Source organism: Enterococcus sp. 6D12_DIV0197 (assembly GCF_002174385.1).
Taxonomy (GTDB): domain Bacteria; phylum Bacillota; class Bacilli; order Lactobacillales; family Enterococcaceae; genus Enterococcus_D; species Enterococcus_D casseliflavus.
In genome coordinates, this window is sequence record NZ_NIBN01000001.1 from 746459 (window position 1) to 769327 (window position 22869).

Genomic DNA, 22869 nt, shown 5'->3' on the forward strand with positions numbered 1-22869 from the left:
GTGCAGGAAAAAAGCTTATTTCGTGCGCTGCATCGTTAAAGAATCGAACCTTTCAAAATCATGGGCGAACGATTTTAAAGAAAAATCTATGAAAGAAAGAGGGAGTAGTGTGTTTGTCCATCTGATTTATGCTGCGATCTATTCTGTGTTAGTCGTGAGCTTGCTCATTTCGTATGATTTGTTTATCAAGAACTTCAAAGAATTGAATTTACGCCTGTCGTTTAAAATTCTTATTGGTATTGTTTTGTTTATTTCGCAAGTCTACTTTATTATATCATTTTCTTTGAACAGTATCGGTTATGTTGCGTATGAATATACGATTCCAATCTTTATTTATTATTTTGGCATTCTCAAAGAAAAAATCTATCTGGTTGGGTTAGTACCCGTCATTTTGCTGACCTTTTTTGCATTGATCAATAAATTTGAATGGGAAGCCATGCTCTTTATTATCGGATTAAATTACATCATTTTAATCGTTACGGGCTTATTAAAGAAAAGATTTTATGGACAACCAAATCACACGGCATTTTACCTATTTTCGATTTTCGTTACGGTTGTCTCGCCGATGCTCAACGCATTGCTTTTTTATCGCCGCGAAATTAGCGTTTGGGATGTAATGTCTTTAGGCATTGGATCTGTGGGGATCGTTTCTTTATGGAAGTATTATTTGCAGAATCAAAAAAATTTCCTGGAAAAAATTAACACAAAAATGATTGAACGCAATTATGATGAGTTGACCAAGGTGAAAAATTTCCGCAGTCTGAACGAGGATATTTCAAAGCTGGCGCTACTTGAGAAGGACCAGCTCGTCGTGGTGATGATGGATTTAGATCATTTTAAGCGCATCAATGATCACCATGGACATCAAATCGGCAATCAAGCCCTATCCTTCTTTTCGGAAAAACTGATGACGTTTCTCTACCAGAAAAGTCCTTCCCATTTAGTCGAAGTCTATCGATATGGCGGCGAAGAATTTTTAGTCCTATTTAAAGAGAATACTTCTGATGCTGTGAAAGCAATTATTGAAGAATTCCATTTGTTTTTAAGCAATGAACAGTTGAAATTAGAAACCGCCCAACTGACTCTTTACTTTTCGGCAGGGATTTCAGAAGCAGCCTCTGCGTTAGACATTTCAGAAACCTTTTACCAAGCAGATCAAGCATTGTACGAAGCCAAAAGGAAGGGCAGAAACCGCACGATTATTTTTTCTTGAGACGTTTGCTTTTCTCAAGTAGATCAGGTGTTGTAAAAAAACAAAAGGAAAGACAAGGTCGTATGTTTTTTTTAGACGAATATTTTTCAGAAGAAGTTTTAATAAAGAGACAAGGTTCGCAGGCTTCTTTGTCCAGCGTCGTAGCTTTTTCAAAAGGAAGAGAGGAAGCAATCTGGTAAGTATAACGGTTTACCGATTATCTTGAGAGGTTAATTGAAGGGAAAAAACAAGTAGAGTGCTTTTTAAGAAGTGGGAAGAAACCACTTCTTTTTTTGCACCAAGCATTGGGCAGTCGCGCTTGGCAGCATCGACTTGGTTTTCTGGCGTGTTTACAGTCTTTAAAAGCAATGGTATATTTATTTGATAAGTAAATAAAATTATTTTGTACCTGTGTGTAACGATTACTGACTAAGGAGACTTCCCCATGAAACCAATTCGGCGAATACTGTACCAAAGTGTTTTGTACGTAGCTATTCCTTTGATCGTGAGTCTACTGATTGGTTACCTAGCCAAATGCTCACTCCTGATTCCTGCCTCCATTATTTATGGCGTTCTGTTGGTGTTTATGATCCCTTCCGACAGCTTTTTATCAAGCAGCGTGGACTACCAAACGAAACGTATGAATCCAAGTTTTCGTCCTCCGCCATTACAGAGAAGGATTGAAGGTGCGCCAGAGATGATCAATTTCCTCTTCGTTTTAACGGCACTGGTTTTGTGTTTGCTGCTCTTGTTGGTTGGGTAAAGGGAGTTCATAGAAATCATATACTAAGAAGAATGACAAAAAGAAAAGGAGAACAGCGATGAAATTACTCAAACAAATCAATTTGATGGATGATAAAAAAACAATAAAGAGATTGAATCTCGCGGCGATCCCTAGTTTTATTTTTTTCTATGTGTTCTTTACACTCTTTGTCTTAGGTGGTCATGGGTCAAATGCTGAAACTTCGTTTGTTTTCGATCTTTTGATCTTAATGGTTGCGTATTTTATTCTCATCATTATTCATGAATTGATCCATGGTGCCTTCTTTAAGCTTTTTGACCCTAAAGGGAAGGTAAAGTTTGGGTTCAAAAATGGGGTAGCATATGCCACGAGTCCCCATTCCTTTTATTCAAAAGGGAAATTTGCCATCATTTTATTGGCGCCATTCCTTGGCATTTCTGTGGGTCTCTTTCTATTTTATTTATTTGGCTGGTTGACGGCATCTCTTTTTATCTTGATTGCTACCGCACATGCCGCTTCTTGTGTGGGAGACTTTTACTTTCTTTTTCTGATTGTTAAAGCACCAGCGAACAGTTGTGTAGAAGATACTGAAGTGGGGCTGAATATTTATCAAGGAGAGTAGTTTATTTTTCAATTGATCTTGGCAAAATCAAAGAGCAAGAAAATGTATGCTAGAAAATCTCTTACAAAAAAACAAACACCTCAAAAGTGTTTGTTTTTTTATAGGACTGTTTATAAAAAACGTATATAGCAAGAAGACTGTTCGGTCGACAAAAAGAAAACTTGTTTTAAACGACCGTTTTTTACTAGCGCTTTACCGATACAACGGCAAGCTGCCAGCGACTTTATTGATACTCTTTTTCTTGCCTTTTAAACAAAGACCAAAATAAGCCAGTGTTTCTGTGGGAATTGTCTCAAGCGTCTGACGGTATTGCTCGTAAGAATTGGTGGTCTGAGCAACGTCGGAAAAATCAATGATGGTTACTTCTGGATCTGCTTGTTGACTGATCGATTCACGAATGGTCTGCAACTGTTCCTTGTTCGTTTTTAAGATAGGAATGGGAAAGTTGACAATGCCAAGGTGTTTTCTGCCTGTGGAATCGTAAATATCCTCTCCGATTCCTTCGGGAAACAATTTGCCTAAGGTTGCGCCTAAAATTGCTGCAGTATTTGCAACTAAGCCAATCGGTAATTGTTCATCGATAATCATGACACATTTTTCTTGGTTATTCATACGTTCTCACTCCATCTTCTTGGTAAATTGTTTGGTAAGCTTTCGGGGTGACCCCAATCAAGCTTTTAAAGATACGGGTAAAATGACTTTGGTCACTAAAACCTGTCAGAAAAGCGACTTCTGCAATTGCTTCTTGTGCTTCTAGTCTTTTCTTGGCAGCACTGATGCGCACCGTACTTAAATATTGAAACGGCGACAGCCCATACGCTTTGGTAAACTGCCGAATCAAGACGTACTGATTCATTCCAAGAACGTCACTTAATTCACTCAAGGACAATTTTTCGGCATAATGTTGATCGATATAGGCTTTTGCCGTTGTGGCTTTATTTGACACCGGGTCCGTTTGTTCGTGGGTGAAATCCGCATACTGAACAAGCAGGTCGTGAAGCAGACAAGTAAAGCGTTCTTGCTTTTCAAACTCATCACCGCGATCCGACAGCAGCAGCTGATGCACTGCATGAAATTCCTCTTTTTCTTTCACTTGGCGAATGACCGGTTCAGGAAAGTGGGGCGTCAATTGAGTGTTAAAAATTTTTTGTACTTGTACCGCCATGTTCTCCGGGGTTAAGTGGATATTACGGTAAACCAGCTTCTCCTCCGTGAGTTGCTGGCAGCGGTGGGCAGCCTTTGGTGGAATCAAAATCAAGTCGCCTGCTTCAACGATATAGCAGGTATTTTGACAGGTGAATTGACGCGTCCCAGCTTCCATCAAGCCAATCACATAATATTCGTGCCAATGGTTAGGAAACTCCTGCTGGATGCCGTTAAATAATAAAGCTTCTACACCAAGGGTGCTATCTTGAATGATTTTTCGTTCATTTCTCATCTGCATTCTCCTTTTTGTTACTATAACAAAAGTGGTTTTTGGTGAATAGAATGATATTGACTTTTGACTATTTTTCTTGATGGAAGACACTTGGTTGGGACTGAGAAAAGGGACTGGAGAAGGTCGGAAAAGAGTGGATCAGGCTTGAAGAGAGAACAGCGGGTTATTTTGACGAATTTATGGAATGAATCACAGCAGATGGACCATGAGCCGTGAAAAAATAATGATAAATCCTTGGCATTTGAAAGTTTTATTGATGGAAGTATGGTACCATTTGACTGCAGTAAAGTTTGTGACGGTGGCTATCTTTGAAAGGTGGTGGTGCTTATGAATGTAAGTACTAACTCTTCAGAAAGGAGAAGCCTTTTTGTCCACAGCGGAAGCAATCGGGCTAATGATCAGTTTTGGTACATTTACCGCCATGCTGATCTTTGGTATCCTAGCCGCAGTGAAAAATGACAAAAAAAAATAACCGTCAACTTTAGCAGGAAAACGGTTATTTTTTAAGTTAATAAACCTGTCGCCGTCTTAAATGGCGCTGCAGAGGGGTTGTGGCCACAACTCCTCTTTACATAGTTAGTATAGCAAGAAGAGAGTGATTTTTCAACTTTAACAAGGATATTTTCAAACAAAATCGATAAGCGACATAGGCAAAACCTTATTCTCAATTGGAATAAGGTGTTCGATGTAGTCATTTTGGAGAAGTGTTCGAACATCTAAAAACGAATGCAATGTTTAAAGAAAAGGGAAGCATGATTATCGAAACTAGCGGCTAATAAGTTCCAGATAAATTCTGGTACATTTATTGCCATGCTGCTCTTTCGTATCCTAGCCACAGTGAAAAATGACAAAAAAATACCCGTCGACTTTAGCAGGGAAACGGTTATTTTTTTACTAACAAAACCCTGTCGCCTTCTTAAAAGGTGCGAAAGAGGAGTTGTGGCAACAGGTTTCTTCTATACAGATCACTATCGATCATATTCGTGAATGCTAATCTACCAGTCGCTCGAGATCGTAGGAAAAACCGTTTTGCTTACTTAGTTCCTTGTAAAACAAGCCGCTTTTCTTTATTGTACGTTTCTGTGTGGCTAAATCTAAAGAAACTAAGCCGTAGCGGTTTTTATATGCATTGATCCATGACCAACAATCAATGAATGTCCATAGATGGTATCCTTTTATATTACAGCCATCTTGAATTGCTTTCCATAAATAGGCGAGATGGTCTTGGATAAATTCAATGCGATAGTCATCAATCACCTGTCCATTTTCATCCATGAACCGTTCTTCATTAGCAACACCCATACCGTTTTCTGAGATAAAGGATTCAATATTTCCGTAGTTATTTTTGATGTCCATACATAAATCATAAATTCCTTTTTCATAGATTTCCCATCCACGATATTCATTCATTCGACGGCCAGGCATAATATGCGGTTCAAAGAACCATTCTGGTAAGAATGGACTTTCTAGATTAACGGCAGAAGTTCTTGCTTTGACACGGCGTGGTTCATAGTAGTTTAGACCAAGTATCTGTGCGGTATTCTCTTCAATAATTTTTAGGTCTGTGTCATTGAAATCAACGGGTAATTGGTCATATTCCTCCAGCAACGAGACTAGTTTTTCTGGAAATACTCCTTTGACCATGGGATCTAAGAAACTACGAGTATAAAAAAGATCCGCAATTTCTGCTGCTTTTTTATCTGCTGAATTTTGGCTTCTTGGGAAAGTCGGACTCAAATTGAGAATTACTCCGATTTTGCTAGATAGCTGGTATTTTTTAAAAGTTTGAATGGCTTTTGCATGAGCTAATATGGTAAAGAACGCTGCTTGAGCACCACGCTTAAAATCAATGAGATTTGGATAGTGAAAATCTTCTAAATAAGAGCCCAAGATTGGCCCCAAAGGTTCGTTAAAGGTGAACCAATGATAAACTAAGTCGCCAAACGCTAGAAAACAGGTATCAGCAAAATTTACATAAGCATCAACAACTTCACGTGATTCCCATCCCCCTTTATCTTGTAATTTTGCGGGCATATCAAAATGATAGAGATTCGCAAAAACTTTGATATTATTATTTTTCATTTCGGTAAAAAGATCTCGATAATAGGCTATCGCTTTCTCGTTTGGTTTACCAACCCCATCATTTGGAAACATTCGTGCCCATGAGATAGACACACGAAATGAATTGTGCCCCGTTTGTTTCATCAATTGAATATCTTCGTGGTAACGATGGATATGGTCTGTCGTAATACTAGGTCCAATTCGTTTATAAAAACGATGAGGTTCTTCGTGAAACCACCGATCCCATACGGTCTCTGCTTTTCCTGTTTCTCCACGCCCTTCAGATTGTTCTGCTGACCAAGCGGAGCCCCACCAAAAGTCATCTGGAAATGTTAACTGAGTTTGTCTTGACATTATCGTTTCCTCCTGTTCGTTTTTAATAGTGTAACATTGCTTTTAGTATAAATAAATACTTTTTATTAAAAATATATATCTTTTCGTGATGGGTATATTTTTAGCTGTAAAAAGACAATTTTTTATGTTAAAGTATAAGTAATAGAGATGAGTATGAGGGAGTAAGTTATGAAGAAACAGCCAAAATATATGGAGGTTTATACGGAGGTAAAGAAAAAAATTGCCAATGGAACCTATCAAATCGGCGAAAAATTACCTACAGGCGATGAACTTGCGCATGAGTATCAAACAAGTAAGCTCACTGTGAAGAAAGGTATTGATATGCTAGTATCAGAGGGAGTTTTACGAACACGTAGTGGATTCGGAACGGAAGTTCTACGCAGACCAATTGATAATTCGAAAGTGTTTGGACCAAATGAAGGTCTTTTTGATTTAGTAGGGGAAGAACATGTGACTTCTGAAATCCATACGTTCTCAATTGAGTTGCCATCGAATGAAGTGGCAGAAATTTTAGAAATAAATCAAAAAGAGTATGTCTATAATATTATTAGAAGTCGTTTTATTGATGAACAACCGTATTCTATTGAGCAAACGTTTATGCCACTTTCTGTTATACCGGGGTTAGAACCAAAGCATTTGAAACGTTCTGTATATGGCTACATTACAAATGAGCTTGGTCTAGAGATTAAATCTTCCCATATTTGGATCAAAGGTGATGTGGCAAATGACTTCGATGCGGAAATTCTTTCTGTAAAACCAGGCGAGTTTATGATAGAGGTAGACAAAGTGGTGTCATTGTCATCTGGTGTACCGTTTGAATATTCTCTTTCGAGACATTTATACAAAGATTTTATTTTTGAAGCAGTTTTTGTTGAGAAGTGAAGACCAACGAATTTCGTTGGTCTTTTTTTGATTTTAAAAAAAGATATATAATTTTAAATAAAGATATTTACTTTTTTAAAAAGCTGGTGTATGATCATCCCATAAGCAATCGCTTACAACTAAAAAAGGAGACTGATCGGGATTATGAGTAAAAAAGATGCTATTTTTGAAAAGTTCGGAATAATAGCCACAAGGCTAGGGAACCAGATTCATCTTCGAACACTAAGGGATGCTTTCGCCACTTTTATGCCTTTTATGATGTTGGCGGGATTTGTTACATTGATCAACTATGTTATTTTAGAGCCAACAGGATTTATGGGAAATATCATTGATCCAGCAACATTAACGACGATTCAAGAAATCGGGACTTCCATCAGTAATGGAACGCTAAGTATAACGACGCTATTAGTTGTTGCGGCAGTTTCTTATCATATGTGTGTTAGCAGAAATTATACAAATCATATTGCTGCTGTTCTAGTCGCTATTTCAACGTTTATTGTTCTCACCCCTATGATGACGATGTTTACACCAGAAGGAAGTCAAGAAGCGCTGGAGGTAGGCGGGGTTATTCCCGTCACTCATACTGGTGCGTCAGGAATGTTCGTTGGAATTTTTGTGGGCTTAGCTGCTACGGAACTCTTTATTAAGTTATCAAATAACAAAAAGTTACAAATTCAGTTGTCAGGAAATATCCCACCAGCTGTGTTGAAGTCATTTAACGTCCTTATTCCAATCATGATTACCGTGACTACCTTCGCAATTGGTTCATTTGCTGTCAATCAATTATTCAATATGGATGTTAATTCGTTGATTACTACTCTAATCACTGGACCTTTAAGTAGGGTAACGACAGGTTTACCAGGGTTCCTCTTAATTACCTCAATTGCAAATCTATTTTTCGGGTTTGGAATTCATCAAGCAGTGATATCAGGTTCACTTCTCGATCCGTTCTTAATTCAAAATATGCAAGAGAATATGGCTGCTTATGCGAATAGGGAAGATATTCCACATATCATAAACATGGCATTTAAAGATACGTTTGCTGTTATGGGAGGATCAGGAAATACTATTGCTTTGCTAATTGCTATTTTTATCTTTAGTCGTCGTAAAGACTACAAAGACTTTGCAAAATTATCCGTAACTCCTGCACTATTTAATATCAGTGAACCGATCATTTTTGGTTTACCAATTGTTTTCAATATTAGTTTGATTATTCCATTTGTATTGGCGCCGATTTTTTCCCTAACAGTTGCATATTTTGCAACAGCTGTTGGTTTAATCAATCATGTTGTCGTGCAGATACCTTGGACCACTCCTCCTGTCATATCTGGATTTTTAGCAACTGGTGGCGATTGGCGAGCATCAGTCTTGCAAATTGCGATCATTGCTGTGAGTGTTTTTATCTACTTACCATTTTTACGTATCGATGAAAAAGTTACCTCAACAATAGGGAATGAAGAGGCAAATGATTGAGAAGAGGAAACTTCACAAGATTTTTTGAAGTCTTCTCAAACCAAAGGTAAGAGAAACAAATAAATTGAACAAATCTATATATCAAAAAGAGACCACATAGATACATGTGAGTCTCTTTTTTTTGTGGGAATATCGATCGGTGAACTTGTGAATAGAGGGAAAGAATTACCTGAAGAATTTTTTTTTACAAATCTATTGAGTTTCCATTCTATTTCTCACGGTTTTCGCTAACTTTTCAATAATGTACATTGCCGGTATCTGTGTTGTAATATCAGCTTCATTAATTTTTTCTAGCGAAATATTATAGGTTATTGCAATATCAGCTAATTTAGAAAGTGTTGAATTAGAGCTGCTGGTAATTCCTATTACTGAGCTTTCTGATAGATTCAAATGATTTAAATATTGAATGATTTCTGTGGTCTCGCCCGAAACGGATAAAGCGACGATACACATTTTTTTTGCTAACTCAGTGGATAGGTAATTAATAGGGTAATTACTAGGATCTTCAATGCGAATCGCCATGTTAAATAGTGACGAGAAATAAAGAGAACCATATTCAGCAACAACATTTGAGGAGCCTACGCCAATAAAAATAATCAGCTCTTTTTCCATCAATAAGTGAACTGCCTCATCAAATTTATCTTCAAAGAATTTGTCTTGTGTCCGTGCTAAAAAATTCAAGAGTTCACTCTCAAAATCAAGTGTTTTTACCTCTTTTTCTTCTTTAAGAGATTCGAGATACGCACTGAGGTAAATTTTAAATTCAGAAAAACCGGTACAGCGAAATTTTTTACAAAAGCGTAGTACGCTGGCAGTACTCGTATGACTTTTCTCAGCTAATTCACGAATACTCATGGAAGCAACTGCATTTACGTCTGAAATTATTGCTTTATATACTTCAATATCCGTTTCATTTAAGTCTGGTTGATAGTCAAGAAACAACATAGTAATCCCCTCCTGTTACAAATTGTAACAGGATTGTAACCGGTGTCAATCTTTTGCTTTTGTAACCGTTTACTTAAAGGCGGTATTTATGGAGATAAAAATAATCTATACTGACCATGTAGTTAAGTTAAAGGAGTGTTTCAGGATGGATAAAGGAATAAAAATTGCAACAATTGGCGGTGGATCAAGTTATACACCAGAATTGATAGAAGGATTTATTAAACGATATGCTGAATTACCGATTTCAGAATTATGGCTTGTGGATATTGAACAAGGAAGAGAGAAATTAGAAATTGTTGGGGAACTTGCTAAACGTATGGTAAAAAAAGCGGAACTTCCAATGAAAATTTATATGACTCTTGATCGTGAAGCGGCATTAAAGGATGCGGACTTCGTTACGACCCAATTTCGTGTAGGTCTTTTGGAAGCGCGAGCGAAAGACGAGAGAATCCCTTTAACATATGACACGATTGGACAAGAAACGAATGGTCCAGGAGGGCTTTTTAAAGGATTACGCACGATTCCCGTTATCTTAGAAATAGTGAAAGACATGGAGCGTCTTTGCCCAGAAGCATGGCTGATCAACTTTACTAATCCAGCTGGCATGGTGACAGAAGCTGTCTTACGCCATAGCAATATGCGTAGAGTAGTAGGTTTGTGTAATGGACCAATTGGAATAGAACGTGGCATTGCAGAAACATTAAAAGTACCCAAAGAAGAATTATATGTTGAATTTACTGGACTAAATCATATGGTTTTTGCGAAAAAGATTTATCATAAAGGGATTGATGTGACCCAAAAAGTACTTACATTGATGACGCAAGATGCTGGTGATGCAGTTGGTCTGAAAAATATTGCTGATTTAGAATGGGAACCAGATTTTTTCCGAACACTTGGCATGATTCCTATCGGCTATTTAAGGTATTACTATCAAACAGCCACTATGTTGTCTGAGCAAAAACAATCAGCAGAAAAAGAAGGAACTCGTGCAGAAGTTGTGCAGAAAATCGAACATGAATTGTTTGAACTTTATAAAGATGAACATCTAGCAATCAAACCACCTCAATTATCAGAACGTGGGGGCGCTTATTATAGTGAAGCAGCATGTAATTTAATTAATTCCATCTATAATGACAAACGTGATATTCAAACGGTCAATACAAGAAATAATGGAGCCATCAGTGATATCGATTGTGATTCAGCGGTTGAAGTAAATTGTTTGATTACAAAACAAGGACCGATCCCTTTGACTACAGGTGAATTACCTATTCCTATCAAAGGGCTAGTTCAACAAATTAAGTCTTTTGAACGTATAGCGGCCCAAGCAGCTGTTACGGGAGACTATAACACTGCTTTATTAGCGATGACGATCAATCCCTTAGTTCCAAGTGATAGGACAGCAAAGCAACTACTTGATGAAATGCTTTTGGCACACAAAGAATATCTGCCGAATTTTTTTAAAGGAGAATGACAATGAATATAAAATACTATGTTGAGGCAAATTACCAGGAAGTCAGTAAGATCTGTTCAAAACTCATTTTAGATGTCTTGAAAGAAAAGCCAAATGGGTTATATTGCTTTGCAGGTGGTGATACACCCGTAGGAACGCTTAACATCATTGCAGAAGCAGCAATCAATAAAGAAATAGATTTATCCCAGGCAAAGTTTATTGAACTAGATGAATGGGTTGGAATCGATCCGAAAAATGAAGGCAGTTGTATATCCTATTTGAAAAGAAACTTATTCAATCGGGTTCCTATTGACCTAAAGCAACTTCACACATTTGATCCTTTAGCCGATGATTTAAATGAGGAATGCAAAAAAGCTGATAAATTTATCGAGGAGAATGGAGGATTAACACTGAGTTTGCTTGGGGTTGGAGTAAATGGTCACTTAGGTTTTAATGAGCCTGGTTCGTCCTTCGAAGATAAAGCTCATATAGTGAACTTAGACGAATCAACCCAAAGTGTTGGGAAAAAATATTTTTCAGACGAGAAAGTTGATCGTACGAAAGGAATTACGTTAGGGATAGGACAATTATTACAATCTGGAACAATGATCGTACAAGCTAGTGGAGCAAAAAAGAAATCTGCGATACAACAATTTCTAAGCGGTACGATTACAAAAGAGTGTCCAGTTACTTCTCTATGGTTGCACAAAGATCCTGTGTTGGTGGTTGATAAGGAAGTCGTGAACTAAAAGGAGGAAAAACGATGCAGGTCATTGAGAACAAGGTATTGCCTATATTGCTGAAAATAGGCAATAGTAAACACTTAGTTGCTATAAGAAATGGGATTTCCATGACGATTCCTTTTACTATTGTTGGAAGTATCTTCCTAATCATTGGTAACTTTCCAATACAGTCATGGATGGATTTTGTGTCAAATTGGGGGCCGCAGTTGAATGCACCAGTCAATGTTACGTTCGGAATCCTTGGACTGATATCTGCAATTGGCATAGGCTATCATTTAGGAAAAGAGTTTGGTGTTGATGCTATTTCTAATTCGATGCTCACAACTATCGGCTTTCTTCTAGCAACATTAAACGATGACTGGACGATAAATTTGGCTAATTTTGGTGCTAGTGGTATGTTTACCGCGATCATTGTTGGGGTATTTGTCACTCATGCTTTTAAATGGTTTGTCACTCATAATATTGTAATAAAAATGCCAGAAGGTGTGCCGCCCACTGTAGCAACTTCTTTTGCAACGTTAATCCCAGGAGCATTTATTCTGACCGTTATATGGATCGTCAGAACTTTATTAGGGGTTGATATCAATGAAATCATTACTATTGTTTTCCAACCTTTAATGCAAGGGATGGGAACACTCCCAGGCATGCTGCTATACACACTTCTCGTTTGTTTGCTATGGATATGTGGAATCCACGGAGACAATGTTTTGTCTGGAATTGCGACCCCTGTTTTCCTAAGTTATCTTGCTGATAATACGGCAGCTTTTCAAAGTGGTGTAGAAGTTCCTCATGTTTTTGCCGATGGATTTTGGATTGTCTTTATGTGTTTAGGCGGAACTGGAGCAACACTAGGTCTAGTGTTAAATATGCTCCATTCCAGAAGTAAGATGTATAAGTCGATTGGACGATTATCATTGCCGTCAGCTATTTTTTGTATCAATGAACCGGTTATTTTTGGTTTGCCTATTGTGATGAATCCTGTAATGCTTATTCCCTTTATAGCAACGCCTATGGTCCTATGTATCGGTACGTATATCCTAATGAATATTGGTATAGTAGGACCGATTGTTATTCAAGTTCCATGGACTATTCCTCCTATTATTGGTCCTTATTTAGCTACTAATGGTAGTATTGGAGCAGCTGTTTGGTCTGTTGTATCAATTGCTATCTCATATTTTATTTATATGCCATTTTTCAAAATATTGGAAAAGCAGCAAGTAAAAAACGAAGCCGCAAAGACACAGGAAACGGAAACAACGATTCCTGTTAGTATAAGTGAGTAGATAGAAAAAGCTTATTTTCCATCATTCATTAAGATAAGTCTTTTAGGTATCAGAAAATAACTTTAAAAAAGTATATTGGAAAAATGACGATTGCTTTTAATGATTCTGATAGTTTCAATAATAAAACAACAAATAGCATCAGTATCTAAGCGAATCAGTAAATGATTCGCTTTTTTTAATGTTGTATTTTTTATCCATTTGTTTCTATCAACAAAACCTTCTCGGATACTATATTGGATGTTATGGTAATCCTTGAAATCACCTCTTCGGTCCATCGTTAAAAAAAAACGAAGTTTCAGTTGTACCGAGAAATGATGGCGATTTCATTTTGTGCAAGCTATAGTTTAGGTGGGGGTAGCAAATATGATTCATTTCAAATTGACGTATCTGTTTTCAGAACCAAATGTTGAGGCGTTTCTTGATTTGACGAAGTGGAGGGATGAGGAATTTTTGGCGGAGATTGCCAAAATCAATCAAATCACTGAACAGCGGTTGAATCAACGAATCATGATTCATGAGGGAGAAGTTTTGATTCCTTCACTGATTCAACGAAAATGGCCGGAAATTCTTTTCGATGTCCAGAAGAATACGTTGTTTTTTTCGGAAGAAGAGCGGCGGTCCATGATTTATCTTCTGACTTTTTCAGCAGTGAAAGATTTATCCGTCTATCAGTTTCAAGAGCTGTTCTATGTCAGTAAAAATACGATTTTGAAGGATGTAAAGGGGATCAGAGAGGAACTTGCAGCTTTCAAGATTCAACTATTGTACTCTCGAAAATATGGCTTTTATCTAGAGGGAGAGGAATATCAGATTCGCGCTCTTGCCTTTCGAAAGGTCAGCACGTTATCCAATACGAAAAACGGGAACTTGCTCTTATTTGAGGGAATCTATGAGCAGGATAAAACGATCTATGTTCAAATCAGAGATCGTTTGTCCGCAACACTGACTGATTTCAATCTGGTGATCGTTCCGAGTCGCTTCGAAGAAATGCTTTATTTTCTTAATTATCTATCCTTTCGGATGGCAGAAACGGCTGTTTCTTTAGCGGAGACAGAAATACCGCTGCTCCAGTCGCTGCATGTCCATCAAGTCAGTCAGCAGTTTTTAGCAGAATTTCCTGACATCAAAGATCGGAAAACAGAAGAACTTTATGTAACGATCCTGTTGAAAACGATTCTGCAAGGAGATATCGAAGATACTTCATTAGAGTTTTTATTGGAATGTGCCAGTAAGATCATTCATGAAATGGAACGGCTGGCAGCTATCGAGTTTGTGGACTATCGCACCCTTTTGATGAACACATTCTATCATCTTGTCCCAGCGTATTTTCGAATCCGCTACGGTTTTCCACTGGAGAATGTACTGATTGAAGAAATCAAGCTGCAATACAATGAGTTGTTTGAACTGACGAGACGAGCACTGGGTTCTTTAGAAGACCTAGTCGGCACGATCCCTGATGAAGAAATCGGTTATTTTACGATTTTGTTTGGTGGAGAAATCAGTAAACAAAAGGCCAAACGTGATTACTTCCAACTGAATGCATTAGTCGTTTGTCCCAGTGGCATCAGTTCATCCTTGATTTTGGAATCAGAATTAAAGGAACTGTTTCCCCAGATCCATTTTTTGCCGGCTCGTTCGATCGAAGAGTATGAAAATGTTCGGTTTAATGAAGAGATTGATCTGATTTTTTCCAGTGCGCCGATCAAAACCAAACGACCCTGTTATGTGATCAATCCGATTATGACACCCATTGAGAAGGATGAACTGGTTAAAAACGTACAAGCGGCATTTTTCCCTTCAAAAACTGGATTGCATTCCATTGACGATGTGTTAGAAGTGATTTTGCCCTATGTTGATTTAAAAGCAGGAATCAGTAAGCAAAAGCTGAGAAAAATTTTGCAAAGAAAAATCAATCGAGAATTGAATAGAAGGGAAGACCAACGTCCGATGTTATCAGATTTATTAACAGCAGAAACCATCCAATTTACCGAGGTGCCGCTGACTTGGCAAGAAGCCATTCGAGCAGCTGCTGCGCCATTAAAAAAGACCAATAAAATTGAGGAGCAGTATATTACCGCCATGATCAATAAAGTGGTGGATCACGGTCCTTTTATCCATATTGGAAAAGGCATCGCTTTGCCTCATGCACGTCCAGAAGATGGGGTCAATGCCATCGGGATGTCGTTATTAAAAGTCAAAGAACCAGTGCTTTTGAATGATGATCCGCAACACCCCATTCACGTGTTTATATGTTTGGCGGCGGTTGACAATGAACTCCATCTAAAAGCGTTAGCGAGTTTAACTAAAATTTTGTCGAATAATGAAAAACTAACTGCGTTACTTTCCGCAACCAATGCGGATCAAATAATTGAAGTGATTAGAGAAGGAGAAGATGAAAAATGAAATTTGCAGCAGTGTGTGGGTCAGGATTAGGATCAAGTTTTATGGTGGAGATGAATATCAATTCTGTTTTAAATGAACTGGGTGTCTCAGGCGTGGAAGTGTCCCATTATGATTTAGGAAGTGCTGCACCCGATATGGCGGATGTTTTCTTCGTTGGCGGCGATTTAGCCGATAGTGCGCAGCATCTAGGTGAGATCGTAGTTTTAGACAGTATTATCGATCTCGATGAATTGAAGCAAAAGGTTCAAGCCGTTTGTCAGGAAAAAGGATTACTATAAAAAGGAGTAGACAGTCATGAACGAATTTTTAGATATTCTTGTTGATATCGCGAGTACCCCAGCGATCTTAGTTGCGCTGATCGCCGTTTTGGGGAATGTGCTGCAGAAAAAAGACATTGCCACGATCGTCAAAGGGGGCATCAAAACCTTTGTTGGGTTTCTCGTGGTCACTGCCGGGGCTGGGGTGATCGAAAGCTCTCTGGCGCCATTTGGGGAGATGTTCCAAGCAGCCTTTAACATGCAAGGGGTCGTACCAAATAACGAAGCGATCGTTGCGCTAGCGTTGACAACTTACGGCACCTATACCGCACTTATTATGTTAGCCGGAATGGCCTTCAATATTTTGATTGCCCGTATCACTCGCTTTAAATACATTTATTTGACTGGGCATGCCACGTTGTATATGGCGTGTATGATTGCGGTTATTTTGAGCGTTACTGGAATGAATACTTTTAATCTAGTTTTATTTGGGGGCTTAGCGTTAGGGATCTGTAACACGATTTTCCCAGCGATCGCACAACCGTTTACCCGAGAAATTACTAAAAATGATTCCGTCGCATTGGGGCATACGGGGAACTTCGGCTACGCATTGAGCGGGTTGATTGGGAAATACGTCGGCAATAAGGAAAAATCTACCGAAGACATCAATTTTCCGAAAGGCCTGTCTTTCTTGCGGGATTCTACTGTTAGTATCACGATTACGATGGCGGTTGTATACGTGATCGTAGCAATTTTTGCTGGGAGTGAATTTATTACGGAAAATCTTAGCAATGGCACGAACTCGATCATTTATTCGTTGCAGCAAGCAGGTTCGTTTGCCGCTGGTGTCTTTGTGATTTTAGCTGGTGTCCGTTTGATTTTGGCAGAAATCGTACCAGCCTTTAAAGGGATTTCTGAAAAGCTTGTTCCTAATGCGATTCCTGCATTGGATTGTCCAATCGTCTTTCCTTATGCGCCAAATGCTGTTCTGATTGGTTTTCTAACCAGTTTTGTCGGTGGGATCGTTAGTTTGATCATCATGGTCTTCACAGGAACAACCGTTATTATTCCAGGGGTCGTACCCCATTTCTTCTGTGGCGCAACGGCAGGTGTTTACGGCAATGCAACGGGTGGTGTGCGAGGCGCCGTCATTGGGTCCTTTATTCATGGGATCATTATCAGCTTTATGCCGATCTTGTTGATGCCAGTCATGGGGGATCTTGGGTTCCAAGGATCAACTTTCTCTGATACCGACTATGGGGTTGCAGGGATCTTCCTAGGAAACCTAGCCAATATGGGCGGTCAAATCGCCATCTTCTCAGGGATAATTGCGGTAGTCGCGGTCTTGATCGGATTGACGATTTTCAAGAAAAACAGTCGGGCAAAATCTGTTTCTGAATAAATAGAGGATGGAGGGATAAATAGTGGCAATCAGTGAACAAAAATACCACGAGCTTGAAGAATTAGCGGCAAAGATTCGTTTAGATACCCTTTGCAGCATCAAGAAAATGGGACAAGGCCATCTGGGCGGCTCCTTTTCAATTGTTGAATTATTGGCCGTTTTGTACGGCAAACAGCTGCGAATCAATCCACAAGATCCACAGTGGGCGGATCGTGACCGACTCGTCTTGTCAAAAGGGCATGCTGGCGCCGCACTGTATAGTGCATTAGCAAATACGGGCTATTTTGATCGGTCGTGGTTATGGACGATCAATGAGGGCGGCACGAGACTGCCTTCCCATCCGGATCGCTGGAAAACGCCAGGGGTTGATGCCACCACAGGTTCACTGGGACAGGGGACTTCCATGGCTGCTGGGATCGCGACAGGCCTGCGCTTGGCAGGCAAGGACAATTTTGTTTATTTGATCGTCGGGGATGGTGAACTAAATGAAGGACAGTGCTGGGAAGCCTTCCAATACATTGCCCACTTTAAACTGAATCACTGTATCGTCATTATTGATGACAACAAAAAACAGCTAGATGGGCCAACCAAAGACATTCTTGATCCTTTTGATATCCAGCAGAAGATGACTGCTTTTGGCTTTTATACAGAAAAAGTTCCAGGGGCAGACATGCAAGCCATTGATGAGGCAATCGAGCGCTGCAAAGCAATCGAAGACCAAGCGGTTTGCATTGTCTTGGACAGCGTGAAAGGACAAGGCGTTCCTTTCTTTGAAGAACTAGATGCCAATCACTCCGTGAAGTTTACCACGGATGAGATCAATCAAGCGGCAGAAGCGGCAATCAAAGAATTGACCATAAAAATCGAAGGAGGACGCTAAGGCATGTTTACATTAAGCAAAACCACTGCTGCTGGTAAAGAGCTGCGAACTTGTGTCGTTGACACATTGGTGGAACTCATGGATGAAAATAACCAGCTAGTTGCGTTAGATGCCGACCTTGGCTCTGCCAGCGGCTGGACCACGATTGCCAACAAACATCCCCAACGCTTTATCAACATGGGGATCGCGGAAGCCAATATGGTTGGTGTCGCGGCTGGCTTGAGTTTAACTGGTTATACACCTTTTATCCACACCTTTGGGCCATTTGCAACGCGTCGGGTATTCGATCAGCTGTTTATTTCTGGCGGCTATGGCGGCAATACGATCAATATTTACGGTTCTGATCCAGGGTTTGCAGTCGGGCACAACGGCGGCACCCATACGACATGGGAAGATGTGGCTTTGATGCGAATGATTCCCCAATCGGTCGTCTGCGATGCAGCGGATGAAGTCCAAATGGCGTGGATCATAAAAACCTTTAGCCAATTATCAGGCATTCATTACGTACGAGGCAATCGGAAAGCGGTTCCGATGATTTATGAAAAAGGCTCGACCTTTGAACTAGGAAAAGGCAATATTTTAAGACCAGGCGATGAACTGTTGTTGATTGCTAGCGGACAATTGGTTTCTGAAACACTGCAAGTGGCAGAAGAATTAGCAGAAATAGGAATTAGCTGCGAAGTGATCGACATGTTTACCATCAAACCAATCGATAAAGAATTGATCCTCCGCGAAGTTCAGGGGAAACGGCAAGTCATCACCATCGAAAATCATTCTATTACCGGTGGACTAGGAAGTGCCGTCGCCGAAGTGCTTGCTGAAACAGGCAGTGCTGTCCCCTTAAAACGTATTGGTGTCAACGAACGATTCGGTCAAGTCGGCACACCCGATTTCCTGCAAAAAGAATATGGCTTAGATGCTGCTTCAATCAAGCAGCAAATAGTCGAGGGGAAGGTCAAGGGATAGAAAAAGGAAGCATCAGCGAATCAATGGTTGATGCTTCCTTTTCATTCCTTTCAGATCTTGTAAAAAAAGCGTCAAACAGCGTGTCAGTCCTGCTGTTTGACGCTTTTTTATGAACTAAGACAAAAACCAGCGCCGTAAGTTTTCTGCTTCGGTTAATGGAAAATAGAACAGCTTACTTTCGGTGAGCGTATCTTCGGTTTTGATGGTTAGCTGTGACTTGCCAAGCCCTCTTTTGTGCTGCCAATGCGTGGTGGTGACAGTGAAATCTTGGATTTTATTTTTCTTCAGATAAGCGGTCACCTTCGTAAGACCGCGGATCGTTTGGCACAACAATACGTGGTTATCTAAAAATTGATAGCCTTGTATTTTGCCTCGCCAGATGCTTGATAACACGAAGGAGCCAAAGAACACGAAGAAAATCAGCGCTAACCACCAGAAAAAGAAGGCAGAGATTCCTACAGCAAGCAGTCCGATCAGCAGCGGCCAACGGCAGAAGTACCAAAAGTTGGGTCGTGGATTTTTCACTAGAGCGGTTTGTTGAAACGACCATTCGGGTAAAAAGCGGGTCAATGTTTCGGTCAGCTGCGCCTCTTTCAAAATGGGGAACAGATAGACCGTATCATCGCTTTCTGACGAACTGCCAGCAGCCAGCAGTAATTTGACGGAGCTTAGATGAAAGATTCTTCGATAAAGATTTTGTTCGACACTCAGCCCTTGGATCCTAGCGAGGGGAATCGTTTGGTGACGTTTAGAAAACAAGCCTTGCGTGATCAGCAGCTGTTGTTGGTTCGTTTCCACCGTAAAGCCATAATAACGGAAAAGATTCCTGGCGATCGCAAGGAAGAAAAACAAAATCAGCAGCCCGAGTAAAAGTGCAGCACCTAATAAAAGGCCAAGTTGCTGCAATTCCGATGCATAGGCAAAGAGATTGGGAATGTTGTCGATCACGTTGTAGCCGATGACTAGAACCAAGGTGAAAACAGAAAAATCAGTGAGAGAAAACAAGAAAATCTCCTTAAATTTCAAAGTGAATGTTTCTAGCGGCGGCTTGGCTGACTTCTCAGCTGAAAACGCAGCATAATCGTCGGTTGGTTCTTCTCCACTAGTTGTTTGGGCATTCGGCTGTTGTGGTGTCGCAGCCGCCTTTTTTGACGCTTCGATGGAGGCAATGAGAGCCAGCGGCAATGCAGGGAAAAGAATTTCGGCTTCACCACTCGAACTTGCGGCGCTTTCCAACTTCACTTCAGCTAATTTAAATGGACGTAAATAAAAGTAATGATTTTCTTGAATCGTTTGGATGCGTTCAAATGGCAAAATCGTTTGTTTTTGGATAAAGAGTCCTTTGTTGACTAGTACACTCGTTTGATCGATTTGAAAGGTAAAGCGGGCGTAAGACAGTACCGCAAAAAGCAGACAGACCAGTAAAAATAGCAGAATGCCACCCAGAATCATCGGAAAAGAAGGGGCGTCGTTGAATAATTTGAATACAAGCAGAAATGCTAGTACCAGAAAATTTTTGCAATTTTTGAACCAATAAAGACCGATACACAGCAACGGCAGTCGTTGTTTTTCATAGATCATCTTTGACCACCTCGACTAAATTCATGATGGTTTCTCGCAAGCGTTCGGCTTGCGCCACTGGCAAGCCTTCAATGGTGTGGTTGGTGGCAGCCGTATGGATCTGTAAGGAGACTAAAGCGTATTTTCGCAAAAAGATCCCTTGGTCTGTTTCGATGTGCTGGATTCGACGGATCGGAATATACGTGGTGCTGCGAAATAGATAGCCACGTTGAATAGCGATATCCTTTTCTTGGATCTCGTAGCGATGGAATTTGTAACGATAGCTCATCAGCACAAAAGAAAGCAGATGACTGATCAAAGTCAGTGCCAATAGGCTTGACCAAAGGGCGAACACCCAGAAATGAAGCCAGTTTTGCATGGATAAAAACCAAAAAGAAGCAGCGAAAAGTAAACTGAAAATGATCAGTGAAGTAATTGTCCGCAACCGCCAAACACGGATGATGGTCTGAGGCATTTGTTCATTTAATAAGGGATAATTCAAGGGAAACGTCCTTTCTACATAGAAATAACTGGTTTACCCACAAATATAGTGGAGATAGAAGAAAAAAACAAGCTTAGAAATTAAAAATAGTTAATTGTGATTTAAATAGTGTGGCTCTATCGAACAAAAAGAGAAAGCCGCTTTTAGCTAACCAATGAGTATGGGGTTGTTCATCATGAAAAAAGGCAAGTAGGCTATTGACTCTCCCTCAAGAGAAGACAGTATGCTTTAGTAGAAAGGGGCGATTGCTATGGAAAAAATGATTGAGGTTGCCGAACTATCTAAGAAAATCAACGGTCGGAAAATTATTGATCAACTTACCTTCACCGTAAAAAAAGGAGAGGTGTTCGGCTTATTAGGACCGAATGGAGCTGGTAAAACGACAACGATTGAAACAATTTTAGGTATCAAAACACCAGAGGAAGGTTCTGTCAAAATTCTCGGATCAGATCCTCAAAAAAAGCGGCGTGAGGTATTTGAAAAAGTGGGGGTACAGCTTCAATCTTCAAGTTATCAGAACAATATTCGCGTCGGAGAATTGTGCAAAGAGATGACGCTCTTGTATCGACAGCCTCAAGACTATCAAGAACTTTTGCGTTTGTTTCAGCTGGAACCATTCGAATCGCAATTCATCGACAAACTTTCTGGTGGGGAAAAACAAAAGCTTTCAATTGTACTCGCGTTGATCCCGAATCCTGAGGTGATTTTTTTGGATGAATTGACAACGGGACTGGATACAAAAGCACGGAGAAGTGTCTGGCAAACGCTCCTCAAACTAAAAGAAGCGCAAATGACGATTCTATTGACGACCCACTATATGGAGGAGGCGGAGATTCTTTGTGATCGGCTATGTATCATTGCTCATGGGCGCAAGGTAGTTGAAGGCAGCACAAAGGAGCTGTTAAAACGAAGCGGTCAGCAAAAACTTGAAGAGGCATATCTTTGGTTTGTAGGGGAGGAGATAGAATGAGCAAAGTAATGAAACTAGCAAAAATTGAAGGAAAGTTAGCGTTGCGAGGAATTGATGGGATCGTCTTTGGTATTGGCATGCCGCTGGTCGTCCTGTTTTTGACGAATATGATCGGTGGAGAGAAAGTGATTGGTGCTACTTCATATACATTTCAAGAGGGCAGTTTTGCTTCGTTGCTGGTGGTAGGGATTTGCGCAACAGCCTTTATGGGGATTCCGTTAACTATCTGTGATTATCGAGACAAAAAGATTTTGAAACACTTTTTTGTTACCCCAGCTTCTCCAGTTCATCTGATTGCGGCTCAAGTGGTAGTAGCTGCAGCGACTGCACTACTCTCAGCGATAGGTGTCGCATTCGTGTCGGTGGTATTTCTCGACTATCAAATGAAAGGCAGCTGGATAGTATTGATAGCTAGCTATTTTTTCGTTATGATTGCCATGTATAGCCTAGGACTATTGATTGCTAGTTTGTGTAAAAATATCAAGATTGCCAATCTCGTATGCACAGTGGTTTATTTTCCCATGTTGTTTCTTTCTGGGGCAGTGATTCCCTTTGAGCTCTTTCCAGAAGGTGTACAAAAAGTCGCTAATGTTCTGCCATTGACACAAGGCGTTAAATTGTTAAAGAGTGTGAGTCTCGATCAACCAATCGGTGACCCTCGATTCATTCTTTTTCTATTGACAGTGGTGACGATCATAGGATTTGGTTTGGCAGTTAAGCTTTTCCGTTGGGAATAACAGGAAA

The 22869-nt window shown here is 39.9% G+C and carries 21 protein-coding genes and 1 pseudogene; 16 read left to right on the forward strand and 6 right to left on the reverse strand.

Annotation, left to right across the window (positions count from 1 at the left end):
- Positions 1–88 precede the first annotated feature (88 nt).
- The 3 genes from A5867_RS03585 to A5867_RS03595 all read left to right on the forward strand — a co-directional run bounded on the left by A5867_RS03585 (position 89) and on the right by A5867_RS03595 (position 2556).
- Positions 89–1213, forward strand: a complete 1125-nt coding sequence (locus A5867_RS03585; RefSeq protein WP_249270009.1) for a GGDEF domain-containing protein — start codon at positions 89–91, stop codon at positions 1211–1213.
- Between the two features lie 424 nt (positions 1214–1637).
- Complete coding sequence (locus A5867_RS03590) at positions 1638–1955, forward strand: hypothetical protein (RefSeq protein WP_034868787.1); 318 nt, start codon at positions 1638–1640, stop codon at positions 1953–1955.
- Between the two features lie 58 nt (positions 1956–2013).
- Positions 2014–2556: a DUF3267 domain-containing protein gene (locus tag A5867_RS03595; protein WP_087626881.1), complete on the forward strand. Its 543-nt coding sequence runs from the start codon at positions 2014–2016 to the stop codon at positions 2554–2556.
- 192 nt (positions 2557–2748) lie between these two features.
- Here the strand turns inward: A5867_RS03595 and A5867_RS03600 are convergent, their stop codons facing one another.
- Positions 2749–3168 (reverse strand): DUF2000 domain-containing protein, encoded by a 420-nt coding sequence (locus A5867_RS03600; protein WP_005232083.1) that lies wholly within the window; start codon positions 3166–3168, stop codon positions 2749–2751.
- Positions 3161–3994: an AraC family transcriptional regulator gene (locus tag A5867_RS03605; RefSeq protein ID WP_087626882.1), complete on the reverse strand. Its 834-nt coding sequence runs from the start codon at positions 3992–3994 to the stop codon at positions 3161–3163. Before A5867_RS03605 ends, A5867_RS03600 begins: the two co-directional genes overlap by 8 nt.
- 327 nt (positions 3995–4321) lie before the next feature.
- Here A5867_RS03605 and A5867_RS03610 point away from each other — a divergent pair.
- Positions 4322–4466 (forward strand): annotated as a pseudogene (locus tag A5867_RS03610) (putative holin-like toxin).
- A 518-nt stretch (positions 4467–4984) separates the two neighbouring features.
- On the opposite strand, the gene A5867_RS03620 reads toward A5867_RS03610, so the two are convergent.
- On the reverse strand, positions 4985–6409 hold the full coding sequence (locus A5867_RS03620; RefSeq protein WP_074536600.1) for a glycoside hydrolase family 1 protein: 1425 nt from the start codon (positions 6407–6409) through the stop codon (positions 4985–4987).
- A 168-nt stretch (positions 6410–6577) separates the two neighbouring features.
- Here A5867_RS03620 and A5867_RS03625 point away from each other — a divergent pair, with 168 nt between their 5' ends.
- The gene (locus A5867_RS03625; RefSeq protein WP_005227520.1) at positions 6578–7291 is read left to right on the forward strand and encodes a GntR family transcriptional regulator; all 714 of its coding nucleotides are present in this window, start codon (positions 6578–6580) and stop codon (positions 7289–7291) included.
- A 144-nt stretch (positions 7292–7435) separates the two neighbouring features.
- Entirely contained in the window at positions 7436–8764 is a 1329-nt protein-coding gene (locus A5867_RS03630) for a PTS sugar transporter subunit IIC (protein WP_005227522.1), read from the forward strand.
- Between the two features lie 192 nt (positions 8765–8956).
- Here the strand turns inward: A5867_RS03630 and A5867_RS03635 are convergent, their stop codons facing one another.
- Positions 8957–9709, reverse strand: coding sequence for a MurR/RpiR family transcriptional regulator (locus A5867_RS03635; RefSeq protein WP_005227526.1), 753 nt, complete (start codon positions 9707–9709; stop codon positions 8957–8959).
- A gap of 145 nt (positions 9710–9854) precedes the next feature.
- Between A5867_RS03635 and A5867_RS03640 the strand changes: the two genes are divergently transcribed.
- The 8 genes from A5867_RS03640 to A5867_RS03680 all read left to right on the forward strand — a co-directional run bounded on the left by A5867_RS03640 (position 9855) and on the right by A5867_RS03680 (position 19093).
- On the forward strand, positions 9855–11180 hold the full coding sequence (locus tag A5867_RS03640) for a 6-phospho-beta-glucosidase (protein ID WP_074536597.1): 1326 nt from the start codon (positions 9855–9857) through the stop codon (positions 11178–11180).
- A gap of 2 nt (positions 11181–11182) precedes the next feature.
- Complete coding sequence (locus tag A5867_RS03645) at positions 11183–11908, forward strand: glucosamine-6-phosphate deaminase (RefSeq protein WP_087626883.1); 726 nt, start codon at positions 11183–11185, stop codon at positions 11906–11908.
- Between the two features lie 14 nt (positions 11909–11922).
- Complete coding sequence (locus tag A5867_RS03650) at positions 11923–13185, forward strand: PTS transporter subunit EIIC (protein ID WP_005227532.1); 1263 nt, start codon at positions 11923–11925, stop codon at positions 13183–13185.
- A gap of 363 nt (positions 13186–13548) precedes the next feature.
- Complete coding sequence (locus tag A5867_RS03660) at positions 13549–15588, forward strand: BglG family transcription antiterminator (protein ID WP_074934582.1); 2040 nt, start codon at positions 13549–13551, stop codon at positions 15586–15588.
- Positions 15585–15866, forward strand: a complete 282-nt coding sequence (locus tag A5867_RS03665; RefSeq protein ID WP_005227537.1) for a PTS sugar transporter subunit IIB — start codon at positions 15585–15587, stop codon at positions 15864–15866. Before A5867_RS03660 ends, A5867_RS03665 begins: the two co-directional genes overlap by 4 nt.
- Before the next feature lie 16 nt (positions 15867–15882).
- On the forward strand, positions 15883–17247 hold the full coding sequence (locus A5867_RS03670; RefSeq protein WP_005232062.1) for a PTS ascorbate transporter subunit IIC: 1365 nt from the start codon (positions 15883–15885) through the stop codon (positions 17245–17247).
- Positions 17248–17269: 22 nt separating this feature from the next.
- Positions 17270–18127, forward strand: coding sequence for a transketolase (locus A5867_RS03675; protein WP_005231438.1), 858 nt, complete (start codon positions 17270–17272; stop codon positions 18125–18127).
- Positions 18128–18130: 3 nt separating this feature from the next.
- Complete coding sequence (locus tag A5867_RS03680) at positions 18131–19093, forward strand: transketolase C-terminal domain-containing protein (protein WP_087626884.1); 963 nt, start codon at positions 18131–18133, stop codon at positions 19091–19093.
- Between the two features lie 114 nt (positions 19094–19207).
- Here A5867_RS03680 and A5867_RS03685 read toward each other — a convergent pair whose 3' ends face one another.
- On the reverse strand, positions 19208–20674 hold the full coding sequence (locus A5867_RS03685) for a PH domain-containing protein (protein ID WP_087626885.1): 1467 nt from the start codon (positions 20672–20674) through the stop codon (positions 19208–19210).
- The gene (locus A5867_RS03690) at positions 20664–21155 is read right to left on the reverse strand and encodes a PH domain-containing protein (protein ID WP_005227545.1); all 492 of its coding nucleotides are present in this window, start codon (positions 21153–21155) and stop codon (positions 20664–20666) included. The genes A5867_RS03685 and A5867_RS03690 overlap by 11 nt, the downstream gene beginning before the upstream one ends.
- Before the next feature lie 250 nt (positions 21156–21405).
- Between A5867_RS03690 and A5867_RS03695 the strand changes: the two genes are divergently transcribed.
- Together A5867_RS03695 and A5867_RS03700 are read left to right on the forward strand one after the other, a co-directional pair.
- Positions 21406–22125: an ABC transporter ATP-binding protein gene (locus A5867_RS03695; RefSeq protein ID WP_016609705.1), complete on the forward strand. Its 720-nt coding sequence runs from the start codon at positions 21406–21408 to the stop codon at positions 22123–22125.
- Entirely contained in the window at positions 22122–22862 is a 741-nt protein-coding gene (locus A5867_RS03700; RefSeq protein ID WP_016609706.1) for an ABC transporter permease, read from the forward strand. Before A5867_RS03695 ends, A5867_RS03700 begins: the two co-directional genes overlap by 4 nt.
- Positions 22863–22869: the final 7 nt, after the last annotated feature.